The following is a 14,293-nucleotide window of genomic DNA, read 5'->3' on the forward strand; positions in this document are numbered from 1 at the left end:
CCAAGCACATTAGCTATACCGGACAGAATTCACCTTCTGTCCGGTATAGCGTATTTTGTGGTGATTTAGCGGCGGGTGGTTCGGAGGCGGCGGACGAAGCGTGCGGCGGCGCGATGGCTCATGCCGGTCTCGCCACGGACCAGGAAGACCGCCTCCTGCAACTGCCCGAGCGCCTTCATCTCCAGCGCCTGGTCGACCAGGTCGGCACTGGGGGCGGGGCGGTTGCGGGGGCGGCGGGTGAGCCGGGCGGCCAGCACGATGAGCCAGATGGCACCGGCCGTCACGACGCCGGTGAGCGCGATGAGGGCCGTTGTTGACATGGCCTGCGTGCTGCCCGCGCCGGACGAGATCATGCACGAACGCCCGCCGAACTTGCCCTGGGCGCGTTCTGGGCGTGGCGCGGGTTCGTGGTGGGTGCGGTGTGTTGCGGCAGGATGGCTTGTGTGGCGTTTTCCCGGGCCGGGGCGATCATCCGCGTTTGCTCGATAATGTACATTATGTCAAGTTAACGTGATCTTGACCCTCCTCCCGGCGCGCCCTCCTGCCCGCGCCCTCGTGTCGGCGCGCCCCGCCGCTCCTCAAGGAGCCCGAGCGGTCTAGCCGGTAGTTCTGGCGTCCGGGTGCCCGGCCTGTGTGGTCGGTACGGCGTGTGGGTGGTCGTGACTCATGGTGTCGGTCGCCTCGGGTGCGTGCCGGCGGCCGATCGTGAACGACGGGGTAATGCGGTGTGGCAGGAGAGTTAGGCCCCGCTCCCCCGCGGGTGGCCGGTGGCGGTCGGCTGTCATCTCATTTCTTTGCGTGCCTGCCATATTCCTGTGTGAATTTCCGGAAAGTGATTGCCCGTGAAGCGTTAAAGCGGTTGACCGCAATCCGGATAATCGCGCCATGGCCTGGGTGGCCTGGGGATTCATGCGTTCAACTGTCGAAATTTGCACCATCTCAAGTGTTGGTCGGGAATTGACAGGGGCGGGCTTGTGGCATGATGATCCATCGGTGGGCAAGGCCGTAAAAGATGGCCTTGTTCGGACATTCACGGAAATGTCCTTTGTGTGCTCCGGGCCCGGTGGGGGCGCTGGGGGGTGGTCCCCCGGACTCGGCTGCCGCATGCCCGCGCCGCTCCGGTGCGCGGGCATGCGGCCTCACTCCCTGTGCCCGGTGGGTGGCTTCTCCCCCACTGGCGGGCCTGCTGGACCCGTCTGCAGGCGCGGCCGCTGTGGTCGGGTGCCTGCTCGGGTGCGGTTTTTCGCTTCTGCTGGGGTGCTGGCTCCGGTGGCGGGGGTTGACGAGGAATCTTGACGAGTCGTTGAAATGCCGCCTTGGATGGTTTTGGTGCGCTTACCCTGGATATCTGGTACGCGTCCGGAAGGGGACCCGCATGGGGAACGAAGTGTTGTGCCAGGTGTGTCAGGGGGTGCTGCCGGCGTCGGGTCGTGAGTCGTATACGGCGGCGCGTGGGCGGTTGATCGTGTCGAACGGGTATTGCCAGGGTGGGTGCGCGGAGCGTGCCGAGCCGGCGGTGCGGGCGGTTCGGGTGGGTTCGGCGCCGGGTGCGCCGGTGCCTGTGGCTCCTGCTCCGGCTCCGGTGGGTGCTCCCCCGGTGGCGCGGGTGCGGGGTTAGGCCTCGTGCCAGTAGTCCCTGGTTTCTAGGGCGCGGCCGTCGCTGTCGAAGGTGATGAAGACGCAGCCGGCCAGGGTGTGGTCGCCGTCGGTGACGCGGTATTCGATGGCGGTGTGGTTGCCGTCCACCATGGGTGGGTTGAAGTGTGCGCGGGGTGCGTGTTCTTCGGCGAAGGATCGGTGGATGTATTCGGCGATCTCTGCTTTTCCGCGGTGGGGTGGGCGGAAGGGCATGGAGGTGTGGACGGCGTCGTCGGCGTAGAGGGTGAGGATGGCGTCGGCGTCGTGGTGGGTCCAGCCGTGTTGCCAGGTGTCGGCGAAGTGCTGGGCGTGGGCGCGGGTGTCGGGCATGGGGTGATCGTAGGGGCGCCGTGTGGGTGTCAGGGGCGGATGGCCAGGACGCATACGGCGGGCGGGGTGAGGTCGAGGGTTTCGACGCGTGGGTGGGTGTATCCGGCTTCGGTGAGGTGCCGGGTGATGTCGCGGGCGGCTTGGGCCGAGGTGTCGGGGGTGGCTCCGGGGGTGCGGGGGTGGTGGCGGCGCGGCTGGCGGGTGGGCCGTTGGAGCGGGCGCGCGCGCACTGATGGGGTCAGGGGGTGCGGGTGGCGATGGCGTCGAGTTCGAGGGTCACGTGGGGGCTGACCATGAGGGTGGTGGCGGCGTTCCAGTTGACGTGCCAGTCGTGGCGGTTGACGGTGAGGGCGGTTTTGAGGCGGGGGCCGTCGTCGGTGAGGCGGTAGTGGAGGTCCAGGGTGATGGGCCGGGTGGTGCCGCGGATGGTGAGGTCGGCGGTGAGGGCGAAGCTGGTGGGGGTGCGCTGTCGTACGCCGGTGGTGGTGAGGGTGATGGTGGGGTGGTCGGCCAGGCCGAGGAAGTGGGTGCGCAGGTGCTGGTCGCGTTGGGGGTTGTGGGTGTTGAGGCTGTGGGTGTGGATGGTGAGGTCGATGGTGGTGTTGGCGGGGGTTTCGCCGTCGAGGTAGGCGTGGGCGTCGAATGAGGTGAAGTGTCCGTGGACGCGGGTGGCCATGGTGTGGCGGGCGGTGAAGCCGATGCGGGTGCGGGTGGGGTCGAGGGTGTAGGCGCCGGTGAGGGTGCTGAGTGTGGTCATGGTCGTTCGACGAGGTGGGCGGGCGGTTTGTGAGGTGCCGGTGTGACCTCACATTTGGTGGTGGTGTTTCGTCGTAGGGGTGACGGCACGGCCATCTGAGGAAGTCGGGGATCCTATGAGCAGCTCTATCGATCCGAGCCTGAGCGCGATCATGAGTGAGCGGCGGCAGTTGATCAATTTGGCGTATCGGCTGCTGGGGTCGCTGGCTGATGCCGAGGATGTGGTGCAGGAGACGTATGTGCGCTGGTATGCGATGTCGCGGGAGCGGCAGGAGGCGATCGAGTCTCCGGGGGCGTGGCTGACGAAGGTGGCCAGCCGTATCTGCCTGGATGTGCTGGGTTCCGCGCGGGTGCGGCGGGAGAGCTATGTGGGTGAGTGGCTTCCGGAGCCGTTGCCGGATCGTCCGGATTGGGCGGCGGGGCGGCTGGGTGGCGCGGTGGTTGATCCGGCGGATCGGGTGACGCTGGATGAGTCGCTGAACATGGCGTTTCTTGTGGTGCTGGAGTCGATGACGCCGGCGGAGCGGGTGGCGTTCATCTTGCACGATGTGTTCCGGTATTCGTTTGCCGAGGTGGGTGAGATTGTCGGGCGGAGTCCGGCGGCGTGCCGTCAGCTGGCTTCTTCGGCGCGGCGGCGGGTGCGGGAGGCGCGGGTGCCGCGTGCGGCGGTGGGGCGGCAGGCGGATGTGGTGCGGGAGTTCAAGCGGGCGTGGGAGGCGCAGGACATCGAGGCGTTGCTCGGGTTGCTGGCTCCGGATGCGATGGCGGTGGGTGATGGTGGCGGTGTGGTGAGTGCGGCGTTGCGTCCGGTGGAGGGTGCGGCGGCGATCGCGGGCTACATCGTGGAGATCGCGCGGCTGGTTCCGGGGATGTCGGTGGTGGAGCGGACGGTCAATGGGCAGCCTGGTCTGGTGGCGGTGCAGGACGGGGTGACGGTGGTGGTGATGGCGTTCGAGGTCGCCGGTGATCGGATTCAGCGGATCTGGGGTGTGCGTAATCCGCACAAGTTGCGTTCGTGGAGTACGGACTGACCTGTCCCCCGATGTTGTGATGATGGGAGCCGGCGGGCAGGTGGGCGCTTGCGTGGTGCGTGAGCTGGTGGAGGGGCTGGCGGCGTTCACGTGTGCGCATCGGGCCGCTGTTTTCGGGGGCTGATCGGGGGTTTCGGCGGGGCGGGGGTCAGGGGGTGGTGCGGGCGGTGGTGCCGGGGGTGTGGGGGCGGGCCAGGGCGGTGCCGAGGGCGGCGCCGCCGATGGTGGCGGCTGTCCAGAAGGCGATCATGCCGATGAGGAATTCGGGGCGTACCACGTCGAGGACGGCCGCTTGCCAGGTGGGGGGTAGGGCGTCGCCGGTGGTCAGGTATCCGGCTCGCCGGTCGGCCCAGTGGAGGGCTTCGGGGATGCCGACGGCGAGGACCGCGATCAGGGCGGCGAGGGTGGCGGGGGCTGTGGCGCGCAGGCCGGTGGCGAAGGATCGGCTCCGGCGTGCGGTGGTGAGGGCGACGGCGAGGAGCAGGAGGGCGGGTGCGGTCATCCAGAAGTCGAGGATGCCGCCGCGGTCGTGTGCCAGGGACCATCGTGAGGCGGCGAATGATCCGCTCGCGGTGAGGAGGGCCACTGCGGTGGCGGGTATCCAGGCGCGGTGGGGTGCTGCGGTGCGCAGGATGGTCCATATTCCGCCGAGGGCGAAGCGGCGGCGCTGGGCGGGTGGGTCGATGGTGGCGAGTTCGGCGCGGAGGGCGGCGCCCCAGGGGGTGCGGTTGGGTGGCAGGTCGGTGGTGGCCAGGTCGAGCAGGAGGTGCCAGAGGTCGCCGGTCGGGTGCCGGCGGCTGGTGGCGCGGGTGGCGAGTGCGGCTCCCAGGATGGGCCAGGGCAGGGCCCAGAGCAGGGCGGCGAGGAAGGCGTCGAAGGGCAGGAGCAGGTCGCCGTCGCCGAGGTGGGCGGGTGTGGGGAAGGTGCCGGGTTCGGTCAGGTGGGCGGCGCGCAGGGGTAGGTGGGCGGCGGCCGTACCGGCGGCGACGGCCGTGAGGGTGAGCAGGCCGGCGATGGTTCCGGCGCCGAAGCCGCGGGCGCGGCCGACTGCGGCGGCGGTCAGGCCGGCGAGGACGGCGCATGCGATGGCGGCGAGCAGGGCGAGCATGAGGGTGGTGAGGACCACGTCGAAGCCCCAGGCCGGGCCGTGGGTGAGTGCGGCGAGGTAGGTGTGCTCCAGGCCGGCGGTGAGGGTGGCGGCGGTGAGGGCGATGGCTGCCAGGGCGGGCCAGATGGGGCGTGTGGTGCCGGCTCGCCAGGCGGCGCGGGCGGGGTGCGCGCCGGTGTCTGCTTGGCGTCGGGCCTCGCGCAGGCGGGCCTCGCGCAGGCGGGCCTCGCGCAGGCGGGTCGTGAGCACGACGAGGGCCAGCAGGGGCGCGGGTGCGAGGACGGCCAGGAGGAGTGCGGGGAGCATCGGGGTCCCTCCGAACGGCGGGGCGGGCCGGGGTCAGGTGGTCCCGGGCGCGAGCCGGGTGGCGCTGGGTGCGGTGGTGCCGTCGCGGGTGGGCGCCGGTGTGGTGAGGGTGCGGGCGAGTTCGGCGCCGGCGGTGGTGAGCCGGTACAGGTGGCGGGCGGGGCGTCCGCGGGGCGGTTCGTTTTCCCAGGCGGTCTCGACGAGTTCGCGTTCGGCCAGGCGGATGAGGATGGGGTAGACGGTGCCTGCCTTCAGGTCGAGGGTGCGGCACAGGTCGTAGCCGTGGCTCCAGTCGCTGCCTTTGCCGGCGAGGGCGGTGAGGACGGCGGCGGTCTGGCGTGAGGGGCGTCGTGCGGGTGCCATGACCCCAATATCTATCTAGATAGAGTTACGGCGCAAGGCGTTGTTGCGGAATGCCGGAGATCGCCGCCGTTCGTCCGGCAGGATGATCGCATGACGGCGACGAACGGCAGGCGGTGGAACCACAACATCCATTTCCATCCCCGTGTCCTGGGCGCGCTCCCCCGTGATGCCCGGCGTGCTCTCGACGTGGGCTGCGGCGAGGGCATGCTCGCCCGCGAGTTGCGGCGCCGCGTGCCGCAGGTGACCGGGATCGACCTGGACGCGCCCAGCATCGATCTGGCCCGCCGGCAGCCCGGGGAGATCGACTACATCGTCGGCGACTTCCTCACGCATCCGTTCGAGCCGGCTTCCTTCGACGTGATCGCCTCGGTCGCCACCCTGCATCACATGGACGCCGCCGCGGGGCTGGCCCGGATGCGTGAGCTGCTGCGTCCCGGCGGCGTGGTGGCCGTCGTCGGCCTGGCCCGTACTACGATGCCCGGGGATCTGCCGCGTACCCTCGCCGGCATGGCGGTGGGTATGGCGCATCGTGCGGTGAAGGGTCACTGGGTGCATCCCTCGCCCATGGTGTGGCCGCCGCCGGTGACCTATCCGCAGATGCGGGAGCTCGCGGCGGAGATCTTGCCCGGCTCGCGTTTCCGCCGTCATCTGCTGCTGCGCTACACCATCATCTGGCGCAAGCCCTAGTCGGTTCCGGGTCTCTTACGCCGGCCGTACCGGAGAGTAGGGGTGGGTGGCGGTGACGCTGGCGGTGGGCAGGGGGCCGTACAGGTGGGGGAAGCCGTCTTCTTCGCGCACGTCCAGGCCGGTGGGGTCGATGTGCAGGACCAGCAGCGGTTCGGTGACGGCGGCGTAGAAGGTGTTGGCGACCTGGTCGAGCTGGGTGTGGTCGTGGCTGCAGTGGATGAAGCCGACTTCCTGCAGGGTTTTGCCGAGGGTGGAGACCTGGTAGCCGGCGGGTCCGGTGGCGTGCCAGTCGGCGGCCAGGGCCAGGTGCAGGATCATGACAGGGCCTCCAGGGCGCGTTCGGCGTCGGCGAGGGTGTTGTAGGCGTGGAAGGACAGGCGGGCGTTGCCGGCGCGGGTGGCGGCGGTGATGCCGGCGGCGGCCAGGCGGGCGGGGTCGGCCGGCAGGGACAGGATGGGGCTGTCGCCGGGGGGCCGACCGAGTCCGGTGCGGACGTGGTTGGCCAGGGCGAGGTTGTGCGCGCCGACGGCCTGTACGCCGAGGGTGGTGAGCAGTTCGAGGGCGGGGGCGGCGCCGACGTAGCAGAACCAGGCCGGTGACAGGTCGAAGGCGCGGGCGTCGCCGGCCACGCGCAGGGGCATGCCGTAGAAGGCGGTGGCGGGGTCGGGGGCGCTGTACCAGTTGGCGGCCAGGGGGCGCATGCGTGCGCGCAGGCGGGGTGACAGGTAGCCGAAGGCGGCGCCGCGGGGGGCCATGAGCCATTTGTAGGCGGCGCAGACCAGGGCGTCGATGCCGTCGAGGGTGATCGGCAGCCATCCGCAGGCCTGGCTGGCGTCGGTGATGACGAGGGTGTCGTGCTCGCGGGCGGCCGCGATGATGTCGGCCAGGGGGGCGCGCTGGCCGGTGGCCGACTGGACGAGGCTGAAGGCGACGGCGGTGGTGGCGGGGGTGATGTGTTCGGCCAGGCGGTCGGCGGGTGCGGTCTGTACGTCGGCGGCGACGGCCCAGGGGAAGACGTTGCTGGTGAACTCGATGTCGGGGACCAGGACGCGGGCGCGTTCGGGCAGGGCGGTGGCGATGGTGGAGGTGATCTGGGAGGCGGTGGAGCTGATGGTGATGTCGGCTGGGGGTGCGCCGATGAGGTGGGCGAAGGCGGTGCGGGCGCGGCCGACGCTGTCGTCCCAGGGTTTCCAGTCGCTGCTGCCGTGGCGCCATTGGTCCAGGACGGTCTGCAGTTCGGTGTAGGCCTGGCGGGGTGGCAGGCCGTAGCTGGCGGTGTTGAGCCAGCCGGGGCGGGCGTCCCACAGGGTGTGCCAGGTGGTCATGGGTTCTGCCATTCGCGGGCGAGCATGGCGTAGACGGCTTCGGAGGCCCATTGTCCCTTGACGTACTCGTTGTCGATGAGGTGGGCCTCGTGGCGCATGCCGAGTTTTTCCAGGACGCGGGCGGAGGCGCGGTTGCGGGCGTCGAGGCGGCCGACGATGCGGTGCAGGCCGAGGTCGTCGAAGCCGAGGCCGAGCAGGGGGCGGGTGGCTTCGGCGGCGTAGCCGCGGCCGTGGAAGCGGGGGTGCAGGACGTAGCCGATCTCGCCTTGGCGGTGTTGTTTGCTGGTCCAGATCAGGACGCAGTTGCCGACGAGTTCGCCGGTCTCGGTGAGGGTGATGGCCAGGTCGATGGCTTCGCCTTCGTCGAGCAGGGCGGTGCGGGCGATCTTCTTGTCGAGGAAGGCGCGGGTGGTGTCGAGGTCGCGTGGTTCCCAGTAGAGGTAGCGGGCGACCTCGGGCAGGGATTCGTAGGCGTGCAGGTCGTGGAGGTCGCCGGGGGTGAATCCGCGCAGGGTGAGGCGTTCGGTGGTGATCGGGTAGGTGGGTTTGAGCACGGACGCAGTGTAGGCATCGGTCATTCGGGACGCGAGGCGTTTTCCAGTGCGAGGGCCAGCAGGGTGCGCAGGTCGTCGAGGGGGCGTTGTTCGACGACGTGTTCCAGCCACAGGGCGCAGACGGTGGCGTAGAGCAGGCGGGCGCGGGGGTGGGCGGGGGGCAGGCCGAGGTGGTCGGCGGTGACGGCGAGGCAGCCGTCGCTCCAGCGGCGGGCGATCGTCTGCAGGGCGGGGTCGCGGCCGGCGTGGACGTACAGTTCCCATAGGCCGAGCTGGTGGGGGCGGTCGGCGTTGGCCAGGTCGTCGGCCAGGCCGGGCAGGCCGTGGGCGCGCAGGTGGCCGAGTTCGCGTTCGACCAGGTGGGTGAAGGCTTCGGCGAGCAGGTCGTCGCGGGAGGCGAAGTAGTAGGTGGTGGCCGCCAGGGGCAGGGCGGCGCGGTGGGCGACGGCGCGGTGGGTCAGGGCGGCGAAGCCGTTCTCGGTGAGCAGGTCGACGGCGGCGTTGAGCAGGGCGGTGCGGCGCTGGGTGGCGCGGGCCTGGGGTTTTTTGGTCAATGCGTTCCCGCGAGGTTGAGGACGACGACGCCGGCGATGATGAGCACGATACCGCCGATCTTGAGCGGGGACAGGCTCTCGCCCATGAACGCGAAGCCGATGAGGGCGATGGCGGCGGTGCCGGCGCCGGACCAGATGGCGTAGGCGGTGCCCATCTCCAGTTGGAGTTGCAGGGCCTTGCCGAGCAGGGCGAAGGAGGTGGCGTAGCCGGCGATGACGAGGATGCTCCAGCCGAGGTGGGTGAAGCCGTTGGCGAGTTTGAGTGCGGAGGTCGCGGCGATCTCGCTGGCGATGGCGAGGGCGAGCAGGAGCCAGGCCATGGGGGTGGAGCCCTTCCAAAAAGTGGTACGTCTGTGCCAGTTTAGATGGGGCGGATGCGCTTGCCAACACAGTCGAATACGTGTTCCACTTGGGCTCGTGGAGTGGGACGCGCTTTCGCTACTCGAGGCCGGCGAGCACAAGCCGCTGATCGAACGGCGTGCGGTGCTGCGCGGCGGCTTCTACGAGACCCAGGCCCGCACCATGATCGAGCGGGTGCCGCCGGCCGCGGGCATCGCCCAGCAGTGGGGCATCTCCCCCTATCGCGGCTGCGCCCATGCCTGCCGCGGCTGCGGCGCCCGCGCCGGGCATCGCAAGCTCGGGATGGACGCCGGGCGCGACTTCGACACCCGGATCGTGGTCAAGGCCAACGCCGTGGCGCGGCTGCGGGCGGAGCTGGAGCGTTTCGACGGCGCGCCGGTCGCGGTGGGGCTGAGCGGCGACTGCTACCAGGAGGCCGAGCGCACCTACCGGCTGATGCCGGGCGTGGTGGCGGCGCTGCGGGATGCGGGCGTGCCGTTCACCGTCTACACCAAGAGCTCGCTGGTGCTGCGCGACGCCGAGATGCTGGCGGCGGCCGGCGCGCGGGTGGCGGTCTCGATCGCGTTCGTCGACGAGCGCATCCGGCGGGCGGTCGAGCCGGGCGCGCCCGGGGCGCAGGCCCGCCTGGAGCTGGTGGCGGCGCTGGTGGAGGCCGGGGTGGCGTGCCGGGTGCTGATGGCGCCGGTGCTGCCGCTGCTGAGCGACGCCGCCGACCAGCTGGGCGCGACCGTGCGCAGGATCGCGGCCAGTGGCGCGGGCGGGGTGGAGGCGATCGTGCTGCGCCTGCCTCCGGCCACCCGCGCCTGGTACATGACCTGGTTGCAGCGGGCCCATCCCGCTCTGGCCGAGCGCTACGAGGAGCTCTACGATCCGGCCGGGTTGCCGGCGCCGGGCTACGAGCAGCGCATCCTCGGCCAGATCGAGCAGTTGTGCCGCGCCTACCACCTGGACTTCGGCGCCCCCGCTCCCCCGGCCCCGCTCACGCCCAAGGCGGCCCAGCTGGCGCTGGTGTAGCCGTCAGGGGCCGTGCAGGTGCATGCCGGGCCCGAACATCGGGGCCGGGGTGTCGAACAGGTCGGCCTCCTCGCCCTCGTGCACGCGTTCGCCGGAGCCGAGCAGCGCCCGGGTGAGCGTCTGGCGCTCATCCAGCATCTCCTCCAGCGCCCGGCCGAGGTGCTCGCCGGTGAGCGTGGTGACGGCCTCGGCCTGCGGTAGCGCGATCAGGACGGCCCGGCGCAGCAGTTCCTTGAAGAACGAGGCGGTCGCGCCGTCGGTGCGCTCCACGATCGGCTCCAGGTCGGCCTCCAGGCGCAGGTCGCGCGCGTACAGGCGTAGCAGTTCCCGCCGGCCGGCGGCGTCCGGCTTGGGGATGCGCACCGCCAGGTCCACGCGGCCGGGACGGTCGGCCAGCGCGCGCTCCAGCACGTCGGCGCGGTTGGTGGTGAGCACGAAGGTGACGTCGGCGTCGGCGCCCACGCCGTCCATGGCGTCCAGCAGCGCGAACAGCAGCGGGTTGCCGTCCTCGGTGTAGGAGCGGTCGCGGGCCACCAGGTCGACGTCCTCCAGGATGACGATCGCCGGCTGCAGCCGCCTGGCCAGGCCCGCCGCCTGGGTGACGAACCTGATCGCCGAGCCGGTCATCACGATGACGGTGCACTGGCGCATGCGGCCCATCAGGTAGCGGGCGGTGTGGGTCTTGCCGGTGCCGGGCGGGCCGTGCAGCAGCAGGCCGCGTTTGAGGTGCTGGCCGTGCTCGCGCAGCCGTACGGCGTGCTCGCCGATCCCGATGATGTGGCGTTCGATGCTGTGCAGTACGCCCTCGGGCAGGACGACCTGCTCGGCGCTCACCTGGGGGCGGGGCAGGAAGGTGACCAGGTCGTTGCCGCGGTGCTCGCTCCATTCGAACGACAGGATCTGGCCGCGGTAGATGTCGTGGGCGCGCATGTGCGCTTCGATCGCCTCGCGGGTGCGGGTGGCGATGGTGCGGTCGGTGGCCAGGACGACGACGTTGCTCTTGGGCGGGCCGTGCTGCTGCGGGCCGCGCAGCCCGATGACGACCGGCCGGCCGTCGGGTGAGCGGGCCAGGATCAGGCCGAGCGCGATGACTTCGACGCTCTCGTCGGGGCCGATGGGCGCGGTGGTGTAGTCGACGGCGCCGGGTTCGAAGCGTTCGTAGCCGCGGGCGGCGCTGGCGAGCATGTTGACGAAGTCCTCGTGCTCGCGGCCCTGGCCGGCGATGCCGAACCACTGGGCTTGCGGGGCGTGTTCGGCCAGGTAGGCGTCGATGCCGCGCTGGAGGTTGACGTGCTCCCAGGCGGGGAAGGAGGCGATCACGTTGGCGATGTGCCGCAGCGGGCTGCCCAGGTGGCCGGTGACGCGGGCGACCAGTTCGGGGGTGGGCTTGGACTGGTTGATCTCGTGGTGGGCGTCCCGGAGAAGCTCTTCGAGGGCTCGGGCCAGCTTCGTGGCGTCGCTGAGATCCATGGCCTCCACAGTGGCAGGTCAGCTGGAGAGATTCAGCCGGATTTCGGTGACCTGGTAGCCGGCCCGCCGGAAGGCGGCGGCCATGGGGGCGTTGGCCAGGTCGGTGGTGGCGGTGATGCGCGGGGCGCCGTTGCCGGCGTGCAGGCGGGTGATCTCGCCGAGGATCTCATCGACGTAGCCGCGCCCGCGCAGCTGCGGCACCACGCCGAGATAACCCACATTGACGTGGTACGGCGTGGCCGACGGGATCGCCATGCCCGCCACCTGCCCGTCGGGGGTGCGGGCCAGGCGCCACCAGTGCCGCTGCCCCGGCGCGTTCAGGTAGAAGTCCATCTCCTCGCGGGCGCCGGCGCGGGCGCCCTTGGCCGCGACGCTCGCGCGGGTCTGCGCGTCCAGGCTGCCCTCGGCGATGCGCTCGAACACGGCCAGGAACTCCTCGTCGGCGGCCTCGGTGAAGCGCAGCGCGCCGGTGGCGGCGGGCACGCCGGCCTCGGGGGTCCAGGCGAACTGCAGCCGTTCCACCTCGCGCCTCAGCCCGGCGGCGTGCGCGGCGGCGCGCCGCCAGCCCACGGCGGCCGCGGTGGCGGGCTCCTCGCGCCAGCCGCCGGCGGCCTTGATGGTGTACGTCACCGGGCCCGGGATGGACGCCAGCGCGGCGCCGATCAGCCGGGCGGCGATCGCCGTGCGCTCGGGTGCCGCGGGGTCGACGTCCAGGCAGTCGAGCGCGACCGGGTGCGGGGCGGCGGCCGGTCCCCACCACAGCGCGCGGCCCACCATGCGGCCGGCGGTGTCCTCGGCGATCCACGTCCATTCCGGGCGGTACATGCCCTCGGCCAGGTCGGCCCGGTAGCGCTCGGCGTCGATCCAGCCGACGGGCTCGCGCACGGTCCAGGCGGTGACGCGTGCGAGGTCGGCGGCGCTGGTGGGGTTCATGGTGCTCATGGGATGAAAAGCAATCACGTGGGCAGGTTAACGCCCTTTTGTCCTGATGCCATTCTGGCTTGTGCTGGCGTCGAATTGGCGCCATAGTGGCGTCATGGATCTCACGTCGTACGCCGACCGGCTCCGCCGGGAGCTGGCCGTCGCCGCGCAGGGCGGCGGCGAGGAGGCGGTCGCGCTGGCCGAGCGGCTCGCCGCGCCCCTGGAGTCCTCGGTGCGGCTGATCTTGCTGGAGGCGCTGTCGGAGGCCGCCGACGAGATCACCCGCGAGCTGGCGCCCGGCTCGGTGGAGGTGCGGCTGCGCCGCGGCGACCCCGCCTTCGTCCTGACCCGCTCCCCCGCCGAGCACGACTTCGACCGGCCCCCCGGGGAAGAGGCGGAACCGCCCGTCGCGGCGGGCAAGGACGGCGGCACCGCGCGCATCAACTTCCGCCTGCCCGAGCAGCTCAAAGGCCAGATCGAGGAGGCCGCGCGCCAGGAGGGCCTGTCGGTCAACACCTGGCTCGTGCGCGCCGTCGCCGCCACGTTCGAGCCGGCCGCCCGCCGCGGCCCGCGCCGCCCCGCCGCCGGCGGGCGCCGCTACAGCGGCTGGGTCGGCTGAGCGGTCCACACCAGCATCTTCAGGAGGTTTGCCATGCCGACGTTCGACACGCCCGAGCCGATCACGGTCAGGATCGACCTGCCCGGCGGCGACGTCAAGATCATCGCCAGTGACCGCACCGACACCGTGCTCGACGTGCGGCCGGGCGAGGGCGAGCAGGAGGGCGAGGTCCAGGCCGTCTACGACGGCGCCACCCTGGTGGTCTCCGCCGCGCCGCACGACCCGGGCCTGTCCGGCGTGGTACGGCAGGCGGCCGCCACCGTCGGCAGCCGGCCCGGCTGGAGCCTGTCCCGGCTGGTACGCATGCTGGGCGAATGGGGGCAGCCCTCACCCAGCGTGACGATCGAGGTGCCGACCGGCTCACACGTGCAGGGTGAGGCGATGGCCGGGGAGTTCCACTGCACCGGGCGGCTGGGCGAGGTCCGGCTGCGTACCGACTACGGCGACATCCGCCTCGACCAGGCCGGCGCGGTCCGCCTGACCACCGACAGCGGCGAGATCTCCGTCGACCGCGCCCACGGCCGCGCCGAGATCACCACCGGCTCCGGCGAGGTCAGGATCCACGAGATCGACGGCAGCGCCGTCATCAGCAACGACGACGGCGAGTGCGCCATCGGCGAGGTCACCGGCGACCTGCGCCTGACCGGCGTGCACGGCGACATGCGGGTCGAGCGCGCCGGCGGCGACGTCGAGGCCAAGACGGTGTACGGCAGCGTGCGCATCGGGCAGGTGCGGCGCGGCACCGTGGTGCTGACGAGCACCGGCGGCGACCTGGAGGTCGGCATCCGCCAGGGCACGGCGGCGCTGCTGGATGTGAGCACGGCGGAGGGGCGGCTGGTCAACACCCTGGAGGCCCGCGAGGGGCCGGAGGGGTTCGAGGAGACGGTCGAGATCCGCGCCCGCAGCCACGAGGGCGACATCACGATCCGCCGCGCCTGACCTCCTCTCTTCGCCGCGAACCCCGTTTCGTGTCGCGGCGCGACACGGCCGGGGCAGACCGCGCGGTGACGCACCCCCCAACGTGGAGATACACCACATGAGGGGCTGCACCCCCCGTGCGGAGATGTATCGGGTGGGGGCGCAACGCGTCCGCAGGCCGCGATCCGTCACCGGTACGCCTGCCGGCGATGACGTGCCGGGCCTGGGGGCGCCGTCGAAGCCGTACTCCCGCTGGAGGTGTCCGGCGAGGCGGGGCAGGGCGCGGCCTCCCATGCGGCGGTCGGCGTCGAGGAAGCGGGCGTAGAGCATGCCGTGGCC

General features: G+C 71.5%; 18 protein-coding genes. 5 read left to right on the forward strand and 13 right to left on the reverse strand.

All coding sequences use genetic code 11. The features are described 5' to 3' along the window. Positions 1 to 65: 65 nt before the first annotated feature. From ACFWY5_RS43055 to ACFWY5_RS43070, 4 genes are all read right to left on the reverse strand, one after another. Positions 66 to 320, reverse strand: coding sequence for a hypothetical protein (locus ACFWY5_RS43055; protein ID WP_379638296.1), 255 nt, complete (start codon positions 318 to 320; stop codon positions 66 to 68). 1,294 nt (positions 321 to 1,614) lie between these two features. After that, entirely contained in the window at positions 1,615 to 1,968 is a 354-nt protein-coding gene (locus ACFWY5_RS43060; protein WP_379638297.1) for a nuclear transport factor 2 family protein, read from the reverse strand. Between the two features lie 29 nt (positions 1,969 to 1,997). Continuing rightward, positions 1,998 to 2,198: a hypothetical protein gene (locus ACFWY5_RS43065; RefSeq protein ID WP_379638298.1), complete on the reverse strand. Its 201-nt coding sequence runs from the start codon at positions 2,196 to 2,198 to the stop codon at positions 1,998 to 2,000. A gap of 8 nt (positions 2,199 to 2,206) precedes the next feature. After that, a complete protein-coding gene (locus ACFWY5_RS43070) occupies positions 2,207 to 2,725 on the reverse strand; it encodes a YceI family protein (protein WP_379626415.1) in 519 nt (172 codons plus the stop codon). 115 nt (positions 2,726 to 2,840) lie between these two features. On the opposite strand from ACFWY5_RS43070, the gene sigJ reads away from it, so the two are divergent. Further along, positions 2,841 to 3,755 carry an RNA polymerase sigma factor SigJ gene (gene sigJ / locus ACFWY5_RS43075; RefSeq protein WP_379626417.1) on the forward strand — a complete coding sequence of 305 codons (915 nt, stop codon included), beginning with the start codon at positions 2,841 to 2,843 and terminating at the stop codon, positions 3,753 to 3,755. Between the two features lie 148 nt (positions 3,756 to 3,903). Here the strand turns inward: sigJ and ACFWY5_RS43080 are convergent, their stop codons facing one another. Together ACFWY5_RS43080 and ACFWY5_RS43085 are read right to left on the reverse strand one after the other, a co-directional pair. Further along, complete coding sequence (locus ACFWY5_RS43080; RefSeq protein WP_379638299.1) at positions 3,904 to 5,169, reverse strand: hypothetical protein; 1,266 nt, start codon at positions 5,167 to 5,169, stop codon at positions 3,904 to 3,906. A gap of 33 nt (positions 5,170 to 5,202) precedes the next feature. Continuing rightward, complete coding sequence (locus ACFWY5_RS43085; protein WP_379626421.1) at positions 5,203 to 5,532, reverse strand: PadR family transcriptional regulator; 330 nt, start codon at positions 5,530 to 5,532, stop codon at positions 5,203 to 5,205. Between the two features lie 90 nt (positions 5,533 to 5,622). On the opposite strand from ACFWY5_RS43085, the gene ACFWY5_RS43090 reads away from it, so the two are divergent. After that, positions 5,623 to 6,219: a class I SAM-dependent methyltransferase gene (locus ACFWY5_RS43090; protein ID WP_379626423.1), complete on the forward strand. Its 597-nt coding sequence runs from the start codon at positions 5,623 to 5,625 to the stop codon at positions 6,217 to 6,219. Positions 6,220 to 6,234: 15 nt separating this feature from the next. Here ACFWY5_RS43090 and ACFWY5_RS43095 read toward each other — a convergent pair whose 3' ends face one another. From ACFWY5_RS43095 to ACFWY5_RS43115, 5 genes are read right to left on the reverse strand one after another with little or no spacing between them, the layout of a single operon-like run. After that, positions 6,235 to 6,537 (reverse strand): DUF952 domain-containing protein, encoded by a 303-nt coding sequence (locus tag ACFWY5_RS43095; protein WP_379626425.1) that lies wholly within the window; start codon positions 6,535 to 6,537, stop codon positions 6,235 to 6,237. After that, a complete protein-coding gene (locus ACFWY5_RS43100) occupies positions 6,534 to 7,544 on the reverse strand; it encodes an aminotransferase class V-fold PLP-dependent enzyme (RefSeq protein ID WP_379626427.1) in 1,011 nt (336 codons plus the stop codon). Before ACFWY5_RS43100 ends, ACFWY5_RS43095 begins: the two co-directional genes overlap by 4 nt. Beyond that, positions 7,541 to 8,098: a GNAT family N-acetyltransferase gene (locus ACFWY5_RS43105; RefSeq protein ID WP_379638300.1), complete on the reverse strand. Its 558-nt coding sequence runs from the start codon at positions 8,096 to 8,098 to the stop codon at positions 7,541 to 7,543. The genes ACFWY5_RS43100 and ACFWY5_RS43105 overlap by 4 nt, the downstream gene beginning before the upstream one ends. Positions 8,099 to 8,118: 20 nt before the next feature. Beyond that, complete coding sequence (locus ACFWY5_RS43110; RefSeq protein ID WP_379626431.1) at positions 8,119 to 8,652, reverse strand: TetR/AcrR family transcriptional regulator; 534 nt, start codon at positions 8,650 to 8,652, stop codon at positions 8,119 to 8,121. Further along, positions 8,649 to 8,972 (reverse strand): DMT family transporter, encoded by a 324-nt coding sequence (locus tag ACFWY5_RS43115; RefSeq protein WP_379626433.1) that lies wholly within the window; start codon positions 8,970 to 8,972, stop codon positions 8,649 to 8,651. The genes ACFWY5_RS43110 and ACFWY5_RS43115 overlap by 4 nt, the downstream gene beginning before the upstream one ends. A 97-nt stretch (positions 8,973 to 9,069) precedes the next feature. Between ACFWY5_RS43115 and ACFWY5_RS43120 the strand changes: the two genes are divergently transcribed. Next, on the forward strand, positions 9,070 to 10,026 hold the full coding sequence (locus ACFWY5_RS43120) for a radical SAM protein (RefSeq protein WP_379638301.1): 957 nt from the start codon (positions 9,070 to 9,072) through the stop codon (positions 10,024 to 10,026). 3 nt (positions 10,027 to 10,029) lie between these two features. Here ACFWY5_RS43120 and ACFWY5_RS43125 read toward each other — a convergent pair whose 3' ends face one another. Continuing rightward, positions 10,030 to 11,496: an AAA family ATPase gene (locus tag ACFWY5_RS43125; RefSeq protein ID WP_379638302.1), complete on the reverse strand. Its 1,467-nt coding sequence runs from the start codon at positions 11,494 to 11,496 to the stop codon at positions 10,030 to 10,032. A gap of 18 nt (positions 11,497 to 11,514) precedes the next feature. After that, entirely contained in the window at positions 11,515 to 12,429 is a 915-nt protein-coding gene (locus ACFWY5_RS43130) for a GNAT family N-acetyltransferase (protein ID WP_379638303.1), read from the reverse strand. Between the two features lie 103 nt (positions 12,430 to 12,532). Here ACFWY5_RS43130 and ACFWY5_RS43135 point away from each other — a divergent pair, with 103 nt between their 5' ends. Both ACFWY5_RS43135 and ACFWY5_RS43140 read left to right on the forward strand, forming a co-directional pair. Then, the gene (locus ACFWY5_RS43135) at positions 12,533 to 13,036 is read left to right on the forward strand and encodes a hypothetical protein (protein WP_379626441.1); all 504 of its coding nucleotides are present in this window, start codon (positions 12,533 to 12,535) and stop codon (positions 13,034 to 13,036) included. 33 nt (positions 13,037 to 13,069) lie between these two features. After that, a complete protein-coding gene (locus ACFWY5_RS43140; protein WP_379638304.1) occupies positions 13,070 to 13,975 on the forward strand; it encodes a DUF4097 domain-containing protein in 906 nt (301 codons plus the stop codon). Positions 13,976 to 14,293 lie beyond the last annotated feature (318 nt).

The organism is Nonomuraea sp. NPDC059007, assembly GCF_042740555.1.
Classification (GTDB): domain Bacteria; phylum Actinomycetota; class Actinomycetes; order Streptosporangiales; family Streptosporangiaceae; genus Nonomuraea.

Coding starts and splice junctions, on each gene's coding strand:
- ACFWY5_RS43125 (WP_379638302.1), bottom strand. CDS start 11,496: ATGGATCTCAGCGACGCCACGAAGCTGGCCCGAGCCCTCGAAGAGCTT.
- ACFWY5_RS43085 (WP_379626421.1), bottom strand. CDS start 5,532: ATGGCACCCGCACGACGCCCCTCACGCCAGACCGCCGCCGTCCTCACC.
- sigJ (WP_379626417.1), top strand. CDS start 2,841: ATGAGCAGCTCTATCGATCCGAGCCTGAGCGCGATCATGAGTGAGCGG.
- ACFWY5_RS43115 (WP_379626433.1), bottom strand. CDS start 8,972: ATGGCCTGGCTCCTGCTCGCCCTCGCCATCGCCAGCGAGATCGCCGCG.
- ACFWY5_RS43095 (WP_379626425.1), bottom strand. CDS start 6,537: ATGATCCTGCACCTGGCCCTGGCCGCCGACTGGCACGCCACCGGACCC.
- ACFWY5_RS43135 (WP_379626441.1), top strand. CDS start 12,533: ATGGATCTCACGTCGTACGCCGACCGGCTCCGCCGGGAGCTGGCCGTC.
- ACFWY5_RS43090 (WP_379626423.1), top strand. CDS start 5,623: ATGACGGCGACGAACGGCAGGCGGTGGAACCACAACATCCATTTCCAT.
- ACFWY5_RS43070 (WP_379626415.1), bottom strand. CDS start 2,725: ATGACCACACTCAGCACCCTCACCGGCGCCTACACCCTCGACCCCACC.
- ACFWY5_RS43080 (WP_379638299.1), bottom strand. CDS start 5,169: ATGCTCCCCGCACTCCTCCTGGCCGTCCTCGCACCCGCGCCCCTGCTG.
- ACFWY5_RS43130 (WP_379638303.1), bottom strand. CDS start 12,429: ATGAACCCCACCAGCGCCGCCGACCTCGCACGCGTCACCGCCTGGACC.
- ACFWY5_RS43140 (WP_379638304.1), top strand. CDS start 13,070: ATGCCGACGTTCGACACGCCCGAGCCGATCACGGTCAGGATCGACCTG.
- ACFWY5_RS43060 (WP_379638297.1), bottom strand. CDS start 1,968: ATGCCCGACACCCGCGCCCACGCCCAGCACTTCGCCGACACCTGGCAA.
- ACFWY5_RS43100 (WP_379626427.1), bottom strand. CDS start 7,544: ATGACCACCTGGCACACCCTGTGGGACGCCCGCCCCGGCTGGCTCAAC.
- ACFWY5_RS43055 (WP_379638296.1), bottom strand. CDS start 320: ATGTCAACAACGGCCCTCATCGCGCTCACCGGCGTCGTGACGGCCGGT.